Annotated in this window: 16 protein-coding genes; 11 read left to right on the forward strand and 5 right to left on the reverse strand. The window is 51.7% G+C overall.

Features of this window, described 5'->3' with window-relative positions; genetic code table 11:
• Positions 1 to 20 precede the first annotated feature (20 nt).
• Positions 21 to 449 (reverse strand): acyl-CoA thioesterase, encoded by a 429-nt coding sequence (locus tag HVE01_RS08500; RefSeq protein WP_146943546.1) that lies wholly within the window; start codon positions 447 to 449, stop codon positions 21 to 23.
• A 158-nt stretch (positions 450 to 607) separates the two neighbouring features.
• On the opposite strand from HVE01_RS08500, the gene HVE01_RS08505 reads away from it, so the two are divergent.
• From HVE01_RS08505 to metG, 4 genes are all read left to right on the forward strand, one after another.
• On the forward strand, positions 608 to 1,546 hold the full coding sequence (locus HVE01_RS08505) for a recombination-associated protein RdgC (RefSeq protein ID WP_146943548.1): 939 nt from the start codon (positions 608 to 610) through the stop codon (positions 1,544 to 1,546).
• Between the two features lie 58 nt (positions 1,547 to 1,604).
• Positions 1,605 to 2,786, forward strand: a complete 1,182-nt coding sequence (locus tag HVE01_RS08510) for a 1-acyl-sn-glycerol-3-phosphate acyltransferase (RefSeq protein ID WP_146943550.1) — start codon at positions 1,605 to 1,607, stop codon at positions 2,784 to 2,786.
• Positions 2,787 to 2,989: 203 nt separating this feature from the next.
• Positions 2,990 to 3,271, forward strand: a complete 282-nt coding sequence (locus HVE01_RS08515; protein WP_125748162.1) for a hypothetical protein — start codon at positions 2,990 to 2,992, stop codon at positions 3,269 to 3,271.
• Positions 3,272 to 3,370: 99 nt separating this feature from the next.
• A complete protein-coding gene (metG, locus tag HVE01_RS08520) occupies positions 3,371 to 5,407 on the forward strand; it encodes a methionine--tRNA ligase (protein ID WP_146943552.1) in 2,037 nt (678 codons plus the stop codon).
• Positions 5,408 to 5,536: 129 nt separating this feature from the next.
• Here metG and HVE01_RS08525 read toward each other — a convergent pair whose 3' ends face one another.
• The 3 genes from HVE01_RS08525 to HVE01_RS08535 are packed head-to-tail and all read right to left on the reverse strand — an operon-like array spanning position 5,537 to position 7,910.
• Complete coding sequence (locus HVE01_RS08525; RefSeq protein WP_198350354.1) at positions 5,537 to 6,499, reverse strand: PstS family phosphate ABC transporter substrate-binding protein; 963 nt, start codon at positions 6,497 to 6,499, stop codon at positions 5,537 to 5,539.
• Positions 6,496 to 6,726: a hypothetical protein gene (locus HVE01_RS08530; protein WP_146943555.1), complete on the reverse strand. Its 231-nt coding sequence runs from the start codon at positions 6,724 to 6,726 to the stop codon at positions 6,496 to 6,498. The genes HVE01_RS08525 and HVE01_RS08530 overlap by 4 nt, the downstream gene beginning before the upstream one ends.
• Before the next feature lie 20 nt (positions 6,727 to 6,746).
• Positions 6,747 to 7,910 carry a Na/Pi symporter gene (locus HVE01_RS08535; protein WP_125748169.1) on the reverse strand — a complete coding sequence of 388 codons (1,164 nt, stop codon included), beginning with the start codon at positions 7,908 to 7,910 and terminating at the stop codon, positions 6,747 to 6,749.
• A 247-nt stretch (positions 7,911 to 8,157) separates the two neighbouring features.
• On the opposite strand from HVE01_RS08535, the gene rsxA reads away from it, so the two are divergent.
• Genes rsxA through nth form a run of 7 tightly spaced genes read left to right on the forward strand, consistent with a single transcriptional unit; the run spans position 8,158 to position 14,064 of the window.
• Positions 8,158 to 8,739 carry an electron transport complex subunit RsxA gene (rsxA, locus tag HVE01_RS08540; RefSeq protein WP_125748172.1) on the forward strand — a complete coding sequence of 194 codons (582 nt, stop codon included), beginning with the start codon at positions 8,158 to 8,160 and terminating at the stop codon, positions 8,737 to 8,739.
• 5 nt (positions 8,740 to 8,744) lie between these two features.
• Complete coding sequence (gene rsxB, locus HVE01_RS08545; RefSeq protein WP_125748175.1) at positions 8,745 to 9,347, forward strand: electron transport complex subunit RsxB; 603 nt, start codon at positions 8,745 to 8,747, stop codon at positions 9,345 to 9,347.
• Positions 9,334 to 11,010 (forward strand): electron transport complex subunit RsxC, encoded by a 1,677-nt coding sequence (rsxC, locus tag HVE01_RS08550; RefSeq protein ID WP_146943557.1) that lies wholly within the window; start codon positions 9,334 to 9,336, stop codon positions 11,008 to 11,010. Before rsxB ends, rsxC begins: the two co-directional genes overlap by 14 nt.
• Positions 11,007 to 12,056: an RnfABCDGE type electron transport complex subunit D gene (locus HVE01_RS08555; protein WP_125748180.1), complete on the forward strand. Its 1,050-nt coding sequence runs from the start codon at positions 11,007 to 11,009 to the stop codon at positions 12,054 to 12,056. The genes rsxC and HVE01_RS08555 overlap by 4 nt, the downstream gene beginning before the upstream one ends.
• Positions 12,053 to 12,712 (forward strand): electron transport complex subunit RsxG, encoded by a 660-nt coding sequence (gene rsxG / locus HVE01_RS08560; RefSeq protein WP_146943559.1) that lies wholly within the window; start codon positions 12,053 to 12,055, stop codon positions 12,710 to 12,712. The genes HVE01_RS08555 and rsxG overlap by 4 nt, the downstream gene beginning before the upstream one ends.
• On the forward strand, positions 12,709 to 13,410 hold the full coding sequence (locus HVE01_RS08565; RefSeq protein WP_125748186.1) for an electron transport complex subunit E: 702 nt from the start codon (positions 12,709 to 12,711) through the stop codon (positions 13,408 to 13,410). The genes rsxG and HVE01_RS08565 overlap by 4 nt, the downstream gene beginning before the upstream one ends.
• Before the next feature lie 15 nt (positions 13,411 to 13,425).
• On the forward strand, positions 13,426 to 14,064 hold the full coding sequence (nth, locus tag HVE01_RS08570; protein ID WP_125748189.1) for an endonuclease III: 639 nt from the start codon (positions 13,426 to 13,428) through the stop codon (positions 14,062 to 14,064).
• 53 nt (positions 14,065 to 14,117) lie between these two features.
• Here nth and HVE01_RS08575 read toward each other — a convergent pair whose 3' ends face one another.
• Positions 14,118 to 15,176 carry a tRNA-queuosine alpha-mannosyltransferase domain-containing protein gene (locus HVE01_RS08575; RefSeq protein ID WP_146943561.1) on the reverse strand — a complete coding sequence of 353 codons (1,059 nt, stop codon included), beginning with the start codon at positions 15,174 to 15,176 and terminating at the stop codon, positions 14,118 to 14,120.
• Positions 15,177 to 15,267 lie beyond the last annotated feature (91 nt).

Genomic DNA, 15,267 nt, shown 5'->3' on the forward strand with positions numbered 1-15,267 from the left:
AACGGCATTACGTTTTATGCTTAAAAGGCGTCTTTATCGACCACAAGTCCCTCAAACACCGCTCGTACGTCTCCTTCAATGGGAGCGGCCTTATTTGCCTTCACATCAAGCAGAACAAAGGTTAAATCTGCCTGGGCAACTAACACACCGTCTTGACGCACAATTCGATGATGACAAACCGCACTACGATCGCCCACGTCTACTATGCCGGTCATAATCTGCAGATTATCGTTCTGTACAGCGGCCGCTCGATAATCAATATTTAGATTGACCACGACAAATGCTCGACCGGCCTTATGAAGTTGATTTATCAGGCGCGGATGGTCATCAAAAAAAGCCCAACGCCCCTCTTCCATAAATTCAAGATAGCGCGCGTTGTTGACGTGACCGTAGCCGTCTAAATGATAACCACGTACTCGCAGCGCAACGCTGGATATTACTGTAGACATAACACCCCCATTTCTAGACATCTGTTAACCATTCACAAAACCTCTCAAATCAAACACAAGTTTTAAACCAGTGCAATAATAAGGCAATCCCCCTAAGGCGCTGGTAGGAAAGGCTTGGTTTCGCCATAATGTGCCACCTTTTAAATAGGATTGGTGACATGTGGTTTAAGCACCTACATTTATACCGCCTTCACGGCGCCCCTGAGCTTGATAGCGATACACTAGCAAATGCGCTAGACGAGCACGCAGCCAAGCCGCTAGGCAATGCGGATGCGCGTCGTTTAGGCTGGACAGCCCCTGCAGGACGACTGGGGGGTGGTCAGCGGCTGCATGAAATCCAAGGCCACAGACTTCTTTCAGCTCTGCGCCAAGAGCGCCTTCTTCCCGCGTCTGTCGTAAAAGAGGAAGTGGACGATAAAGTCGCTGATATCGAAGCCAGCGAAGGCCGCAAGGTAACGCGCAAAGAAAAAACCGCGCTGAAAGAGCAAGTCACTGAGGAACTAATGCCCCGCGCATTTGTTCGCAGTCAGAAAATCGATTTATGGTGGGATACGCGTCATCAATTAATTGGCGTCAATGCCAGCTCTCGTACACGGGCTGAAGATGTACTGGATCTTCTGCGTGAAACGCTGGGTAGCTTGAAAGTCACACCGCTGACATCACAAACACTGCCTATCCGCGCTATGACGCAATGGCTGGGCGAAGCGGAAAGCCGCCCTGCTGATCTTGTGTTAGGGGATCAGGTTGAGTTAAAAGCCAAAGGCGATGATGGTGTACTGCGTGCTCGCCAAGTTGATCTAGATAGCGACGAGATCCAGCAATTGCTTGAAAGCGGGCGTCAAGCCAGCAAGCTCGCAGTTAGCTTGGAAGGTCGTTTAAGTTTTGTTCTGCATGATGATTTAGCGCTGAAATCATTGCGTTTTGGCGATGCATTAATAGAGGAAGCTGATCACGCAGATGATGGCGACGATGCACTTGCACGCTTAGAAACTGATTTTATTTTGATGGCGCAGGCACTTTCTGACGATATTCCTCGCCTAATCGAGTGGCTGGGTGGTGAAGCTCAGCGTGAAGCTGCTTCCCAGCTAGACGCTTAATTCAGCTGTTAGCCTGCTGATGTAAACTGTTTATTTCTGCCTATATCCAACGGATCGCATGACTCATCACAACAACGCACTTAACGCTGACACCGCCAACGACCCCTGGGCTGATATTCGCCCCTATATGGATCATGAAGTGGCCGATGTTCTTGAGCGCCTATCACATGATAGCGAGCTTTTAAATGCATTGACTCAGTTCAGGCTCCCGCGCATGGCCAAGTGGGCGCCTCCCATTGCCCGCGCTTTAGCAGGCCATGCCATCCGCCGCGAAGTAAAGGGCGTTACATCCGTATATGATTTCCAGATGCGTATCGCCAGCTATATGGAGCGCATGATTCGCACTACTACGGATGCCTTCGAAGTCTCCGGACTTGATAAGCTCGACCACAACAGCGCTTATCTGTTTATAGGCAACCATCGCGATATATCGCTAGACCCCGCATTTGTGAACTACGCGCTTTATCTAGCTAATCGCGATACCGTGCGTATTGCGATCGGCGATAATCTGCTGAAAAAGCCCTACGTCACCGATCTAATGCGGTTAAACAAAAGCTTTATTGTACCGCGCAGTGCCCGAGGCAAGCGGGCGATGCTGGCGGCATATCAGCAGCTATCAGCCTATATCCGCCACTCAATTACTGTTGACCAGCACTCTATTTGGATGGCACAGCGAGAGGGTCGAGCTAAAAATGGCATTGATCGCACCGACCCAGCCATTATCAAAATGCTGACCATGGCCAGACGCAACGCTGACCGGGATATGGTATTTGGTGACGCCATCGCCGAGTTGAAACTCGTGCCGGTATCGATTAGCTACGAATACGATCCTTGCGATCAGCAGAAAGCTCAGGAACTTCACGACATCGCTACCGAAGGAAGCTACGCGAAAAGTGAATTCGAAGATATCCGCTCTATTGTGTTAGGCATCACTGGTCCAAAAGGTCGAGTGCAACTGCGCTTTGGCAGTCCAGTAGGTGCTGATATGGCGACGCCTGATGAAGTGGCAGCGGAAATTGACCGCCAAGTGATCGGCGGTTATCGCCTGTTCCCTAGCCATTATTTAGCTTTGGAAGCGTTAGGCGAATCGCCAGAACTCATTGCCCGTAAAACGATAACGCGTCAAGACAGGGAGCGTTTTAACGCCCGGTTGGCAAGTATTCCTGAAGCGTTGCGACCTTATTGGTTGGAACAGTACGCCAATCCTGTCAAACACAAAGCTGGGCGCCTGAGTCTTTAAAGCGGCAAAGGTACTGGAGACATACGTACTGGGAACATATGCACGGGAGACACAGGCGCTGAACAGGTGCGCTAGTAAAAACTCAACAGGCTGCACTCAATGCTCCCAGGAACCCATGCTCAGCAGTAAAAAAAGTGCTATGGTCAAAGCATTCATTGGTCTCGCTTGAACATCCCTCAAGCGCGGTCTTAAGGAGAACTCCAATGTCCGCATCAGAAATTCAAAAAACACGTATTATTAATGAACTACGCGACTTTATTCGCAAGCTGCTCCAAGATCCAAAAATCTTAGAACAATCCCTCGCGATTGCACGGCTGCAGCTAGCCGAAGGCAATAGCCCTGCCGTGATGGCCAATATTGCCAACGAAATCTCCGACACTACGAGCGTCCATATCCCCGAAGACCCCACCGAGCACTCTGAAGCTGACAAGCTTTTTTTAGAGCTTCTGCGTGAAGTCGTTCAGGAAGAGCAGGCACTCTACTAGTGGAGTAATCGCTGTAAGCAGCATGTTGACGTTACCGGCGAAGCGAACCCCTACTTCGCCGTCTTAATTTGCACTGCCTAACCGGAATTATCATTCACCATGTCAAATACTGCCCCGCGCAACATTTTGGTGACAAGCGCGCTTCCTTATGCCAACGGCGCCATTCATTTGGGTCATCTTCTTGAGTACATCCAAACCGACATTTGGGTGCGTTTTCAAAAAAGTCGTGGACAGCAGTGCTACTACGTTTGCGCCGACGACGCCCACGGCACTGCCATTATGCTGCGGGCTGAGCAGGAAGGCATCACGCCCGAAGCCCTGATTGAGCGTGTTTCTCAGGATCATCAGGAAGATTTCGCCCGCTTTGGCGTGGGATTTGATAACTATCACTCCACCCATTCAGATGAAAACCGTTATTTTAGCGAACTGATCTACACCCGCTTACGTGATAAAGGCCACATTGCCACCCGCGATATTGAGCAAATGTTTGATCCGCAAAAGGGCCTATTCCTAGCGGACCGCTTTATTAAGGGCACGTGTCCAAAATGTGGTGCCGATGATCAATATGGCGATAACTGTGAAAAGTGCGGCGCCACTTACACGCCTGCTGACTTGATCAATCCTGTCTCAGCTATTTCTGGGGCAACACCAGAAGTACGCAGCTCTACGCATTACTTCTTCAAGCTACCAGACTTTGCAGAGTTCCTTCAGCAATGGATTAATGACGGCCATGTACAGCCGCAAATTCGTAACAAGCTGATGGAGTGGTTCGAGTCGGGCTTTAATGAGTGGGACATCTCCCGAGACGCCCCCTACTTTGGCTTTGAAATCCCGGATGCTCCAGGTAAATACTTCTATGTCTGGCTAGATGCCCCCATCGGCTACTTAGCAAGTTTTAAAAACCTATGTGAGCGAAAAGGTATCGACTTCGATACTTTTTGGAGGAAAGATTCCGACGCAGAGGTTTACCACTTCATTGGCAAAGATATTGTCTATTTCCATGCCTTATTCTGGCCTGCCATGCTGCATGGTGCAGACCTCCGTACGCCGACTGCGGTCAACTGTCACGGTTTTTTAACTGTAGACGGCGCCAAGATGTCAAAATCTCGTGGCACTTTCATTAAAGCAGCTACCTACGCTGAATATTTAAATCCAGAGTACTTACGCTACTACTTTGCCGCTAAATTGACATCTAAAGTGGATGACCTAGATCTTAACCTCGACGACTTTTCTGCGCGGGTTAATGCTGACCTGGTAGGCAAAGTAGTCAATATCGCCAGCCGCTGCGCCGGTTTTGTCAAAAAGCTGGGCGGCGGCAAGCTGGCTGAACACTGCGCCGAACCACAAATGGTCGCGCGCTTTATCGCGGCTGGCGACGAGATTGCCGACGATTTTGAGGCGCGTGAATTTAGCCGGGCTATGCGCAAAATCATGGAATTGGCCGACGACGCCAATACGTACATCGCCGACAAGGCCCCCTGGGCGCTAGCCAAGCAGGAAGGCCGTGATACCGAAGTGCTGGAAATCTGCTCAGTTGGCATCAACTTATTCCGCCAGTTGATGGTCTATCTTGCACCAGTGGTGCCAAGCATGGCCGAACAGGCACGTGAATTCCTAGCGATCGAATCACTCGATTGGGACAGCCGCAATAGCGTATTAGTCAATCATTCGATCAACAAATTCAAGCCGTTAATGACGCGGGTTGAGCGGGATAAGATTGACGCTATGATTGAGGCATCCAAGGAGGATTTAGTGGAAGAACAGAAGCTGAAAAACACTCCCAAAGGCCCCTTGGCGGAAGAGCCAATTGCGGCAGAAATCAGCTTTGAAGATTTCGCTAAAGTTGATTTACGCATTGCCCGCATTGCCAAGGCACAGTACGTTGAAGGAGCTGACAAGCTGCTCCAGCTTACGCTGGATTTAGGTGGTGAAACACGTAACGTCTTTTCAGGTATTCGTTCGGCTTATTCACCAGAAGCGCTTGAAGGCCGCTTGACGATTATGGTGGCTAATTTAGCTCCTCGTAAAATGCGCTTCGGTTTATCAGAAGGCATGGTATTAGCATCTGCTAACAAAGAAGGTATTTACCTCCTTTCCCCCGATGCCGGTGCGGAACCAGGACAGCGTGTAACTTAACGGCTAATAGATTAATCAGTCACTAATAAGGGGCAAGGCCTGCTACAGCCTTAGCCCTTTTTTTGTCCATCGTTTAGCGACAATAAGCTGCCCAGAAAACAGCTAATACGCGGTTAGCTTGTTACTCCCTCACTGGCTCTCAAGCTGGCGAAGCGCGTCAAGGGTGTCAGCATACTCCTGTTCTTCAAGCGGAAGGTATCCGGTAAAATGAATCCAGTCGCGAATGCCTTCGACATAGGCCATAGCGAAACGGTGAAGTTCCGGTTTGTCCTCAACACTTTGTCTATTCAGATAAAGATAAAGCGGACGAGATAAGGGGGTGTATTCACCACGCTTGACGGTTTCCAGCGTCGGAAATACGGGTTGATCGCTATTGGCCACCGCAAGGAGCTTTAGCTCATTCCAGTGACGATGATATCCGCCGATACCAAAGAAACCTAAAGCACCTGGTTCAGCAGCAATTTGCGCAGCTAGAAACTCCTCATCTTCGCTGGCAACGTAGTCCATCCGACTACTACGCGCCGTGCCTACAATGGCCGTTGTGAAGTAGTCATAAGTTCCCGAGTCCTGTCCTCGACCAAATAGCTCAATGGGCTCATCTGGCCAACTTGCGCGCACATCACGCCATGTCATGACTTCGCCTTCTGACGCCGGAGACCAAAGCCTATGAAGCTCGTCGACAGTAATATCGTTTGCCCAGCGGTTGGATGGATGCACCACGATCGAAATCGCATCCATCGCAATAGGCACTTCCACATACGCTACATCGTTAGATGCGCACACAGCCCGTTCGCTTTCGTCTATTGGCCGCGATGCATTATTAATATCAGTCTCGCCTGCACAAAACTTCTCAAAACCAGCCGTTGTTCCAGTGAACTCGACGGCAATATTGGCATCAGGATTGGCACGCTCATAACGACGTGCTGCTTCTCGCGTCAATGGATAAACGGTGCTGGAACCACTGGCAGTTAAATCACCAGAGGCGGCTGCCTGCATTGAGTGGCTATCCTCGCTGTAGCCTTGCAGCACAAGGCCCAACAGCAGGCCTGACGCTATCAAGGAGTAGGAATATCCACGTGTAGCATTAGTCATTGCCTCCCCCCCAGCTCTTTCTTGAGAGCTTGCCAGAAGGTTTTAAGACCGCTCACTTTGGTATCTACAGCATCAATATACTGATCAAGCTGGTCGATCAGCTCATGCTGCTCATGCTCTTTCCGCTCCTGGGTGGACGCCTCAGCCAACTGCGCTTCCAGCTCATCAATCGATTCACGTAGTTCGCGAATACGTGCTTCTGTCTCAATTCTGCGCTGTGAACTCATACCGATTCCATCCCCTTAGATCAAAACAACTGGCTCGCCCCGATCAGGAGCAATGGCAGCATAAAGAAAACACCTAAAATATAAGCCACCACATAGAGTTTGTTTTTCTGTGCCAGCTCCGCAAGGCCAGTGGCAATGCTAGGTGGAACGCCACGTAGAAAAGGCAGGCCGTATATGACCAGTATTCCCACTAGGTTAAACATCAGATGCACCAAGGCAATCTGCATAGCCAATACCGCCGTTGGGCCACTTATCGCCGTTGCAGCGAGCAGCGCAGTGATACAGGTACCCACATTGGTACCTAAGGTGAACGGATAGACCTGCCTGAGATTAAATACCCCCGTGCCAGCAAGTGGCACAATCAGTGCTGTGGTGGTAGAGGACGACTGCACCAACAGCGTAATGATTGCCCCCGAACACATACCCGAGACAGGCCCTCTCCCCACGCTTGCATGCATGATGTCACGCGCCTTACCCACCATGACCTTGCGCAATACTTTACCAATCGCCGTTACCACAAAGAGGATTAGTGCCACCCCAATAACAATCAGCGCAATGCCCATCCAGACCTGATTCGGCAGCCACGATACCGAGGCGCTCAGCAAGTCGGTCGCCGGTGAAATCGCCATTTTCATGAAATTGACGCTTTTCATGTCGACGCTGGCATCGCTAACAAAAAAGCCCGCCAGCAAGGCAGAGGTTTTTTCTAAAAAACCAAACATCATTTCTAAGGGAAGCAGTATAGCCACGGCAACGATATTGAACGCATCGTGCACCGTCGCCGCAGAGAAGGCACGGCGAAACTCTTCACCACTACGCACATGGCCTAAACTAACGATAGTACTGGTCAGCGAAGTACCGATGTTGGCGCCCATGATAAGCGGAATCGCAATACTGACTGGCAAGCCCCCCGCCACCATCCCCACAATGATAGCGGTTACAGTACTTGAACTCTGAATTAGCGCGGTTGCGACAACCCCGATAACTAACCCAATGATGGGATTAGTGGCAAATGAAAATAGCTCCTTAGCATTGCTTGCGGTAGCAGCCTTGAAACCATCTCCAATAGCCCCCACCGCAGCTAACAACAAATAAACCAGTCCAATGACAATTAACCATGATAGCCATTGCGACGTCCCAGGGCGCTCCCCCTGCGTCGGTAAGACAACTCCTGAAGTCGACATTGTGTTCCCCCTCCCTAGCTGATTTTAATTTGGATGAGAGTATGCCGGGATGATGTCGGTTTGATGACAGATTTGAAGCGCTTTCAAGGTCAAGATCTAAGCTTGCAGCTGGCGGTATTTAAGGGAGGATGGGCATCGGCAGAGCGGTAGCAAGCTCTGCTGACTTAGGGCTTATTTCTGCTCAATAATCAGTCATAGCGCTCCCCCCACTAGCCAGCAACGATTTTTCTGCGCACAATACGCCGCTATGAATGAACTCTTCTTGATTTTGGTCAGCACTGCGCTGGTCAACAACTTCGTATTGGTACAGTTTTTAGGGCTCTGCCCGTTTATGGGGGTTTCCAATAAGCTGGAATCCGCGATGGGTATGTCGCTGGCAACGACGTTTGTGCTAACACTAGCATCTGCCGCTAGCTATGTGGTCTATCATGGCTTACTTGTACCCTTGGACGTTACCTATCTTCGCACTATCAGCTTTATCGTTGTTATTGCCGCCGTCGTGCAATTCACCGAAATCATGGTGCGCCAACTCAGTCCACTGTTGCATCAAGTGCTGGGGATCTTTCTACCGCTGATTACGACTAATTGTGCGGTACTTGGTGTTGCCCTGTTATCACTTAACCGCGAGCTTAGTTTCTTTCATACGACTCTCTATGGCTTGGGTGCTGCGCTGGGGTTTTCGATGATTTTGGTGCTGTTCGCCGCGATGCGCGAACGATTGGCCAATGCTGATATACCCACCCCTTTTAGAGGTGCCGCCATTGCAATGGTCACCGCCAGTCTTATGTCACTGGCCTTTCTCGGCTTTTCAGGTTTAGTACAGGGGTAACCGCCATGGGAGACATATTTTCTTGGTGGGGCATTCTCAGCGCAGTGGGGGTGTTGACCGGAATTGGCATCACGTTTGGAGCACTACTGGGAATGGCCAGTGTGCGTTTCAAGGGCGAAGAGAACCCGCTGGTAGAGCAGATTGATGCGCTGCTGCCACAAACCCAATGTGGTCAGTGCGGTTACCCAGGCTGTCGGCCATATGCCGAAGCCATCAATCAGGGTGATGCTTTGAATAAGTGCCCGCCAGGCGGCGAAGCGACTATTCACGCATTAGCAGACTTATTAGGCCGAGAGCCTGTGCCACTGGATGGCGAAGCAGCCAGCGAAGATAGCGTTGCATTTATTCGTGAAGCCGAGTGCATTGGCTGCACTAAGTGCATCCAAGCATGCCCAGTGGATGCCATTATTGGCGCTGCAAAGCAAATGCATACGGTGATAGAAGATGAATGCACCGGCTGCGATTTGTGCGTTGCCCCCTGCCCCGTCGACTGTATTGATATGTTGCCCAGAAGCAAGCCTCTCAACCAATGGCAGCCTGTCGTCACCATAGCACCGTTAATCGCCAGCGATCGCCAGCTAACCAGGAGCCAGCATGCCAGCCTATGAATTTCCAGGTGGCATTACTCCGCCCGAACGAAAAGACCGCTCTAACCAATCGCCGCTTCGCAACGCGACGCTACCTACCCGGGTAACACTTCCGCTCAAACAGCATTCAGGTAATCCCGCGACCCCCTGTGTGGCGATCGGAGATGCGGTTCAGGTAGGTAGCCTGATTGCCCAACGAGATGGCATGATATCGGCCAATCTGCACGCCAGCATTAGTGGGACAGTGACTCAGATTAGTGATAGCGCCATCACCATCGATGCCGATGGTTTAGACCGCTGGCAAACGCTGCCATCTCTTGACTGGCGTAGCGAAGACCACCAAGCGATCATTGCTAGACTAGACAGCTGTGGGCTAGTAGGCCTTGGTGGTGCAGGCTTTCCTGCTTATATCAAAGCCCAAATTGCGGATCATCAGCGCATTGATACGCTCGTCGTCAACGCCGCCGAATGCGAGCCGTATATCACAGCAGACGACTTGGCTCTTCGCCACTATCCAACCGAGATACTGGAAGGCGCGCAAATGGTCGCTAGGCTTTGTGGTGCCCATCAGATTGTGGTGGGTATTGAAGATAATAAGCCCGAAGCGATCCATGCATTAAGAGAGGTGCTCTCTCACTTTCAAAAGTCTGACTGCCAGCATCCAGTGAGCATAACGATGGAGGTCATCGAGACCCGCTATCCCAGCGGTGGTGAGCGCCAACTGATCAAAAAACTGCTCAACCTCGATGTTCCCAGTGGTGGCCTTCCGGCCGATGTCGGTGTTCTCTGCCACAACCCCGGCACACTGCTGGCAGCGCTATATGCAGTACGTGATGGTAAACCTTTGGTCGAGCGAATTGTCACCTTGACGGGAGACGCCATCAGCACACCAGGCAACTACTGGGTGCGCCTTGGCACACCTGTTGAAACGCTGCTTCAGCAGGTAGGATTAAACCAACAGCTTCATCAAGTCATTGTGGGCGGCCCGATGATGGGCTCACCACTCACAACACTTGATGCCTCGGTGACCAAAACGACAAACTGCTTGATTGCAGCTACCCGTGAAGAGCTTCCTCCAGCCCCTTGTGAGTCCCCCTGCATTCGCTGCGGTGCCTGTGAAAGTGTTTGCCCTGTTCAGCTTCTTCCGCAACAGCTGCATTGGTATGCCCGTGCAGAGAACGACGCTACATTGGAAAAACTCCACTTATTTGATTGTATTGAGTGCGGCGCCTGCAGTTATGTTTGCCCTAGTTACATTCCATTAGTACAAGACTATCGTTCGGCAAAGCAGCGTATTCGCATTAAGCGCATTGAGTCCGCCAAAGCCGATCACGCTAAACATCGCTTTGAATTTCGTCAGGCTCGGCTGGCGCGCGAGAATGCCGAGAAGCAAGCTCGTCGCCAAGCGAGGCAGGCACAAAGTCGTCAGACGTCAGATAGCGCAAAGACAACCGACAGTGCCGCGCCAGTGGTGGATTTACGCAGCTTGCGGATTGCCCAAACCGCCGCTAAAGCGGCAGTGAGAAAAGCTGAAAAAAACCTCGCAAGGGCTGCAGCAGAAGACCCAAATCAGCGCCACGATGATTTAGAAACTCAACTGGCCACCGCCCAAGAAAACCTTAAGGCAGCTGATACCCGGCTGGCTGAAGCTCGAGCCACGATGGCACAACAGGAATCGCCATGAGCATGATGCACGCCTCGCAGCGAACGACTGAATCATTAAATACGATGCCACCCACCGCCCAGCTAATGCGATGGGTGGTCGTCGCCACTGCACCGGGCCTTGGCGCAATGACGTTTTACTTCGGCCTGGGCGTTATTAGTAATGTGCTTTTAGCCGCCCTATTTGCACTCGGCGCAGAAGCGCTGGTGTTAAAACTTCGCCGGCGTCCGTTACAGCCTGCGCTTAGAGATTCAAGTGCGCTATTAACCGGCGTACTGCTAGGTGCATCGCTACCACCTGCTAGCCCCTGTTGGCTCATTGGGATAGGCGTTATTGCGGCCATCGTGGTTGCTAAACACCTGTATGGCGGCCTAGGCCAGAATCCTTTCAATCCCGCTATGGTGGGTTACGCGCTGTTATTAGTGTCGTTCCCCACGTATATGACGTTATGGTCACCTCCGCAGCCATTTATCTCTGAAAACCTATGGCCCCAGATAACTGGTACCTTATCGGCAGCCACGCTTGATGCACTAAGTGGTGCTACGCCGCTAGATGCCTTTAAACATAAAGGTGAAGCAGTACTGGCCAGCGAGTTTTGGGCTAGTCAGCCTTTACCTGAAGGAACATTGAACGCTTGGCGCAACGTCGCGCTAGCCTGGTTAGCAGGTGGACTGTTGTTAATTGCCAAACGGATTATCAGTTGGCATATCCCTGTCTCGATGCTTGTTAGCATGGCAGTGCTAGCCACGCTTTTTTATGCCAGCGACCCAAGCCACTTTGCGTCACCGCTGTTTCACCTAACCACGGGTGCAGCAATGTTCGGTGCATTTTTCATTGCCACTGATCCCGTCTCAGCGGCGACCAGCCGCCGAGGAAAACTATTTTTTGGCGCGGGGATTGGCGCCTTGGTGATGATTATTCGCACGTTTGGCGGCTACCCCGATGCAGTGGCATTTGCCGTTTTACTGATGAACTTATGTGTACCGCTATTGGATATCTATACCGTGCCACGCCCTACGGGCCAGCCTAAAGCACAGCAGCATGCCAAGCACGGTGACTCACCATGACCTCCCGCCAAGCCATGCTACGCGGCGCTTTCGCCTTAGGAATGTTCTCGCTGGTCACTGCAGGCAGCGTTGCGTTGACCCGAGCGGTGACTGCCGAGCGCATCGCTGACCATCAGCTAGCCTATCAACACCGCCAACTGCAGGATGTATTACCTGCCGCATTAGCAGACGTAGCGGTTCAAACGGTTTTAGATGGCGTATTCAAGCTCCCTAACCCCGAACAGCTGGGGCACCGCGAACCTCAACAGGGATGGTACGTCCAGCGCGATCATCAGCGGGTCGTCATCCTGCCGGTCGTTACTCGCCAAGGCTATAATGGCGAAATTCGGCTACTGGTGGGCATTGACCAGCAGCAACGTATTACCGGGGTACGTGTTACCCACCACCAAGAAACGCCAGGGCTTGGCGATGACATTGAGCGCCAGCGTAGTGACTGGATAACTAAATTTAACGGTTTGAGTTTAAATAGCCTGCCGCCGGGAGGATGGGCCGTAGATAAAGATGGCGGCCACTTTGACGCTTTCACAGGCGCCACCATTACGCCACGCGCAGTCGTCAACGCCGTCCAGAGTGCTCTTAGCTATGTCTCCGGACATGTCGCCGAAAACGCTGCCGAAACAGAACTCCCTATCACCTTCGAAGAGTCCAGCCAATGAGTCAGTGGCGCGAACTAGCCCGAAACGGCCTATGGTCGAATAACCCTGCTCTCGTTCAGTTACTGGGGCTATGCCCCTTACTGGCTGTTAGTGGTAGCGTTGTCAATGCACTGGGATTGGCATTCGCTACCCTGCTTGTCATGGTGGGTGCTAGCACGACTATTTCGCTGATTCGCCACCAGGTTCCCAGCGCAGTAAGACTGCCTGCCTTTGTTATGGTGATTGCCGCTTTCGTGACCTGTGCTGAGCTTTTAATGGCTGCATTTGCCTATTCGCTTTACCAAGTATTGGGAATTTTTATTCCATTGATCGTCACTAACTGTGCCATTTTAGGGCGTGCAGATGCGTTCGCTTCCCGCCAGCCAGTTATTCCGGCTGCCATTGATGGCTTTATGATGGGGCTGGGGTTCGGTGCCGTCTTGATTCTGCTCGGAGCACTACGCGAGTTGCTTGGGCAAGGCACGCTGTTTAGCGATATGGAACTGCTATTTGGGCCGATTGCCAGCAACTGGCAACTCACCTTCGTCGATGATTATCAATTTTTGTTTTTCGTACTGCCACCCGGGGCTTTTTTCGTTGCGGGGCTGTTGATTGCGCTAAAGAATGTAATTGATCAACGCCGTAGCGCTCGCGCGCAACCTGTTCAAGCGGTCTCCCGAACCGAACGTCGCGTACGCGTTACTGGCACTATCAAATAACCAAGAGAGCACCCGATGAATGCCCAAAAGCGTCATGAAATTTTTGCTCGCCTGCAGGCGGAGAACCCGCATCCCACGACTGAGCTAAACTGGAGCACGCCCTTTGAACTGCTAGCCGCGGTGCTGCTATCTGCTCAAGCCACGGACGTTGGTGTTAACAAGGCCACTGATAAGCTTTTCCCTGTGGCCAATACGCCCCAAGGGATCATTGACCTGGGTATCGATGGGCTAAAAAGTTACATTAAAACCATTGGGCTGTTTAACACTAAAGCCGAAAACCTGATGAAAACCTGTCACTTGCTGATCAACCAACATGGTGGCGAGGTCCCTGAAACACGCAAAGCGCTGGAAGCCTTACCGGGGGTAGGCAGAAAAACCGCCAATGTGATTCTAAACACCGCGTTTGGCCAGCCTACCATCGCCGTAGACACACACATTTTTCGAGTTGCTAACCGCACGGGCATCGCCAAAGGCAAAGATGTCGTTGAGGTTGAGCAAAAGCTACTACGCCATGTTCCTAAGGCATTTAAACAGGACGCCCACCACTGGCTGATTCTTCATGGGCGCTATACCTGCATTGCCCGTAAGCCCCGCTGCGGCAGCTGCATTATTGAAGACCTGTGCGATTATCAAGACAAAACCGAACTTGCTTAAGTCCGCAGGCTGTTAACCTGAACAAAGCCGGGCCTCGGCCAACAATGCAGTGATCAGTGTCCTATCAAAAGCGCACGATACGCGTGACGCCATTCGGGCCACTGCCACTGCCGGGTATTCAAAAGCGTTGGCTGGCTAGCAGGGTCGGTTAACCAAGCATTCAGGCGTTGGTAAAGCCCCTCTCGCGTGCCATCAAAGCGATAGTCGTTCGGGTATAATTCGGGGAAACACAGCCTGTCTGGCACTAGCGGGACCGCGCCGCGCTGGGCCGCTTCCATAATGGCTAACCCCTGGAACTCGTGCCATGTAGTAGAGACCACAATACCACCGCCCGCTAGCAACGCTCGATACTCCGCCTCTGGCTGTGGCCCCCAGCAAATTGTGTGCGCCGCCAAGCGCTCTTCTGCCTCATCAAAAATGGTAGGTACATCCCGAAAGCGCTGCCCAAGCACCGCCAACTCAAAGGGCACCCGCTGCTCACTCAGCTTGAACAGCACTGCAAAGAAATCCTCGGGATTTTTATCGTACTCCCAGCGATGATTCCAGATAATCCGCCGTGGGTGTACGCTTACCTGGGGAATAGCCGCTAGCGGCATTATTGGCACAGGTAACACTTTTGCCTGTTGGCGTAAGCGCTCTAACGGCTTAGCTGCTGGCAGGTTTTCAGGCATTTTTTTTAACAACCGCCGCGCACCGTCGAAAAAAGAGTCGCGGTTGTAGGCGCTATTAAACACCAGCGTATCCGCCGCCAACGCCGCGTATAAATTGACCATCTTGGCCTCTACCTGGGAGATCTGATCGCTAGACTCTGGGTAGGCAAACTGGTTTTCATGAAAGTAAACAATCTTTCTGGCACGCCCTAAATGCGGAAATAAGCCAACCAGCGTGGCAATATCGACCATCGAAGTGGCTAACACAACCTCATAGGGTTCACTCAGCGTCTCGTACTCTTTTAACCACCAACTCAATGGGTTACCGCGGATTCGCCACGAAAAGTGGCGTGGTGGCAAGCTAAGCAACGTCCAAGAGACATCACTTACTTCGGCCATCAGACTGTGAGCCCAATAGCGATGACTAACAGCCTCATAAGCAGACAATAATAAAACGCGCATAAACACCTTAATAAAAAGCCCACTAAGCGAAGTAAACAGCAGCCACTTGATGACAGACATGACGAGCATTCGGCCAAGGTCGTCTTGGCCT

The sequence above is a fragment of the Vreelandella venusta genome, assembly GCF_007989605.1.
GTDB classification, from domain to species: Bacteria; Pseudomonadota; Gammaproteobacteria; order Pseudomonadales; family Halomonadaceae; genus Vreelandella; species Vreelandella venusta.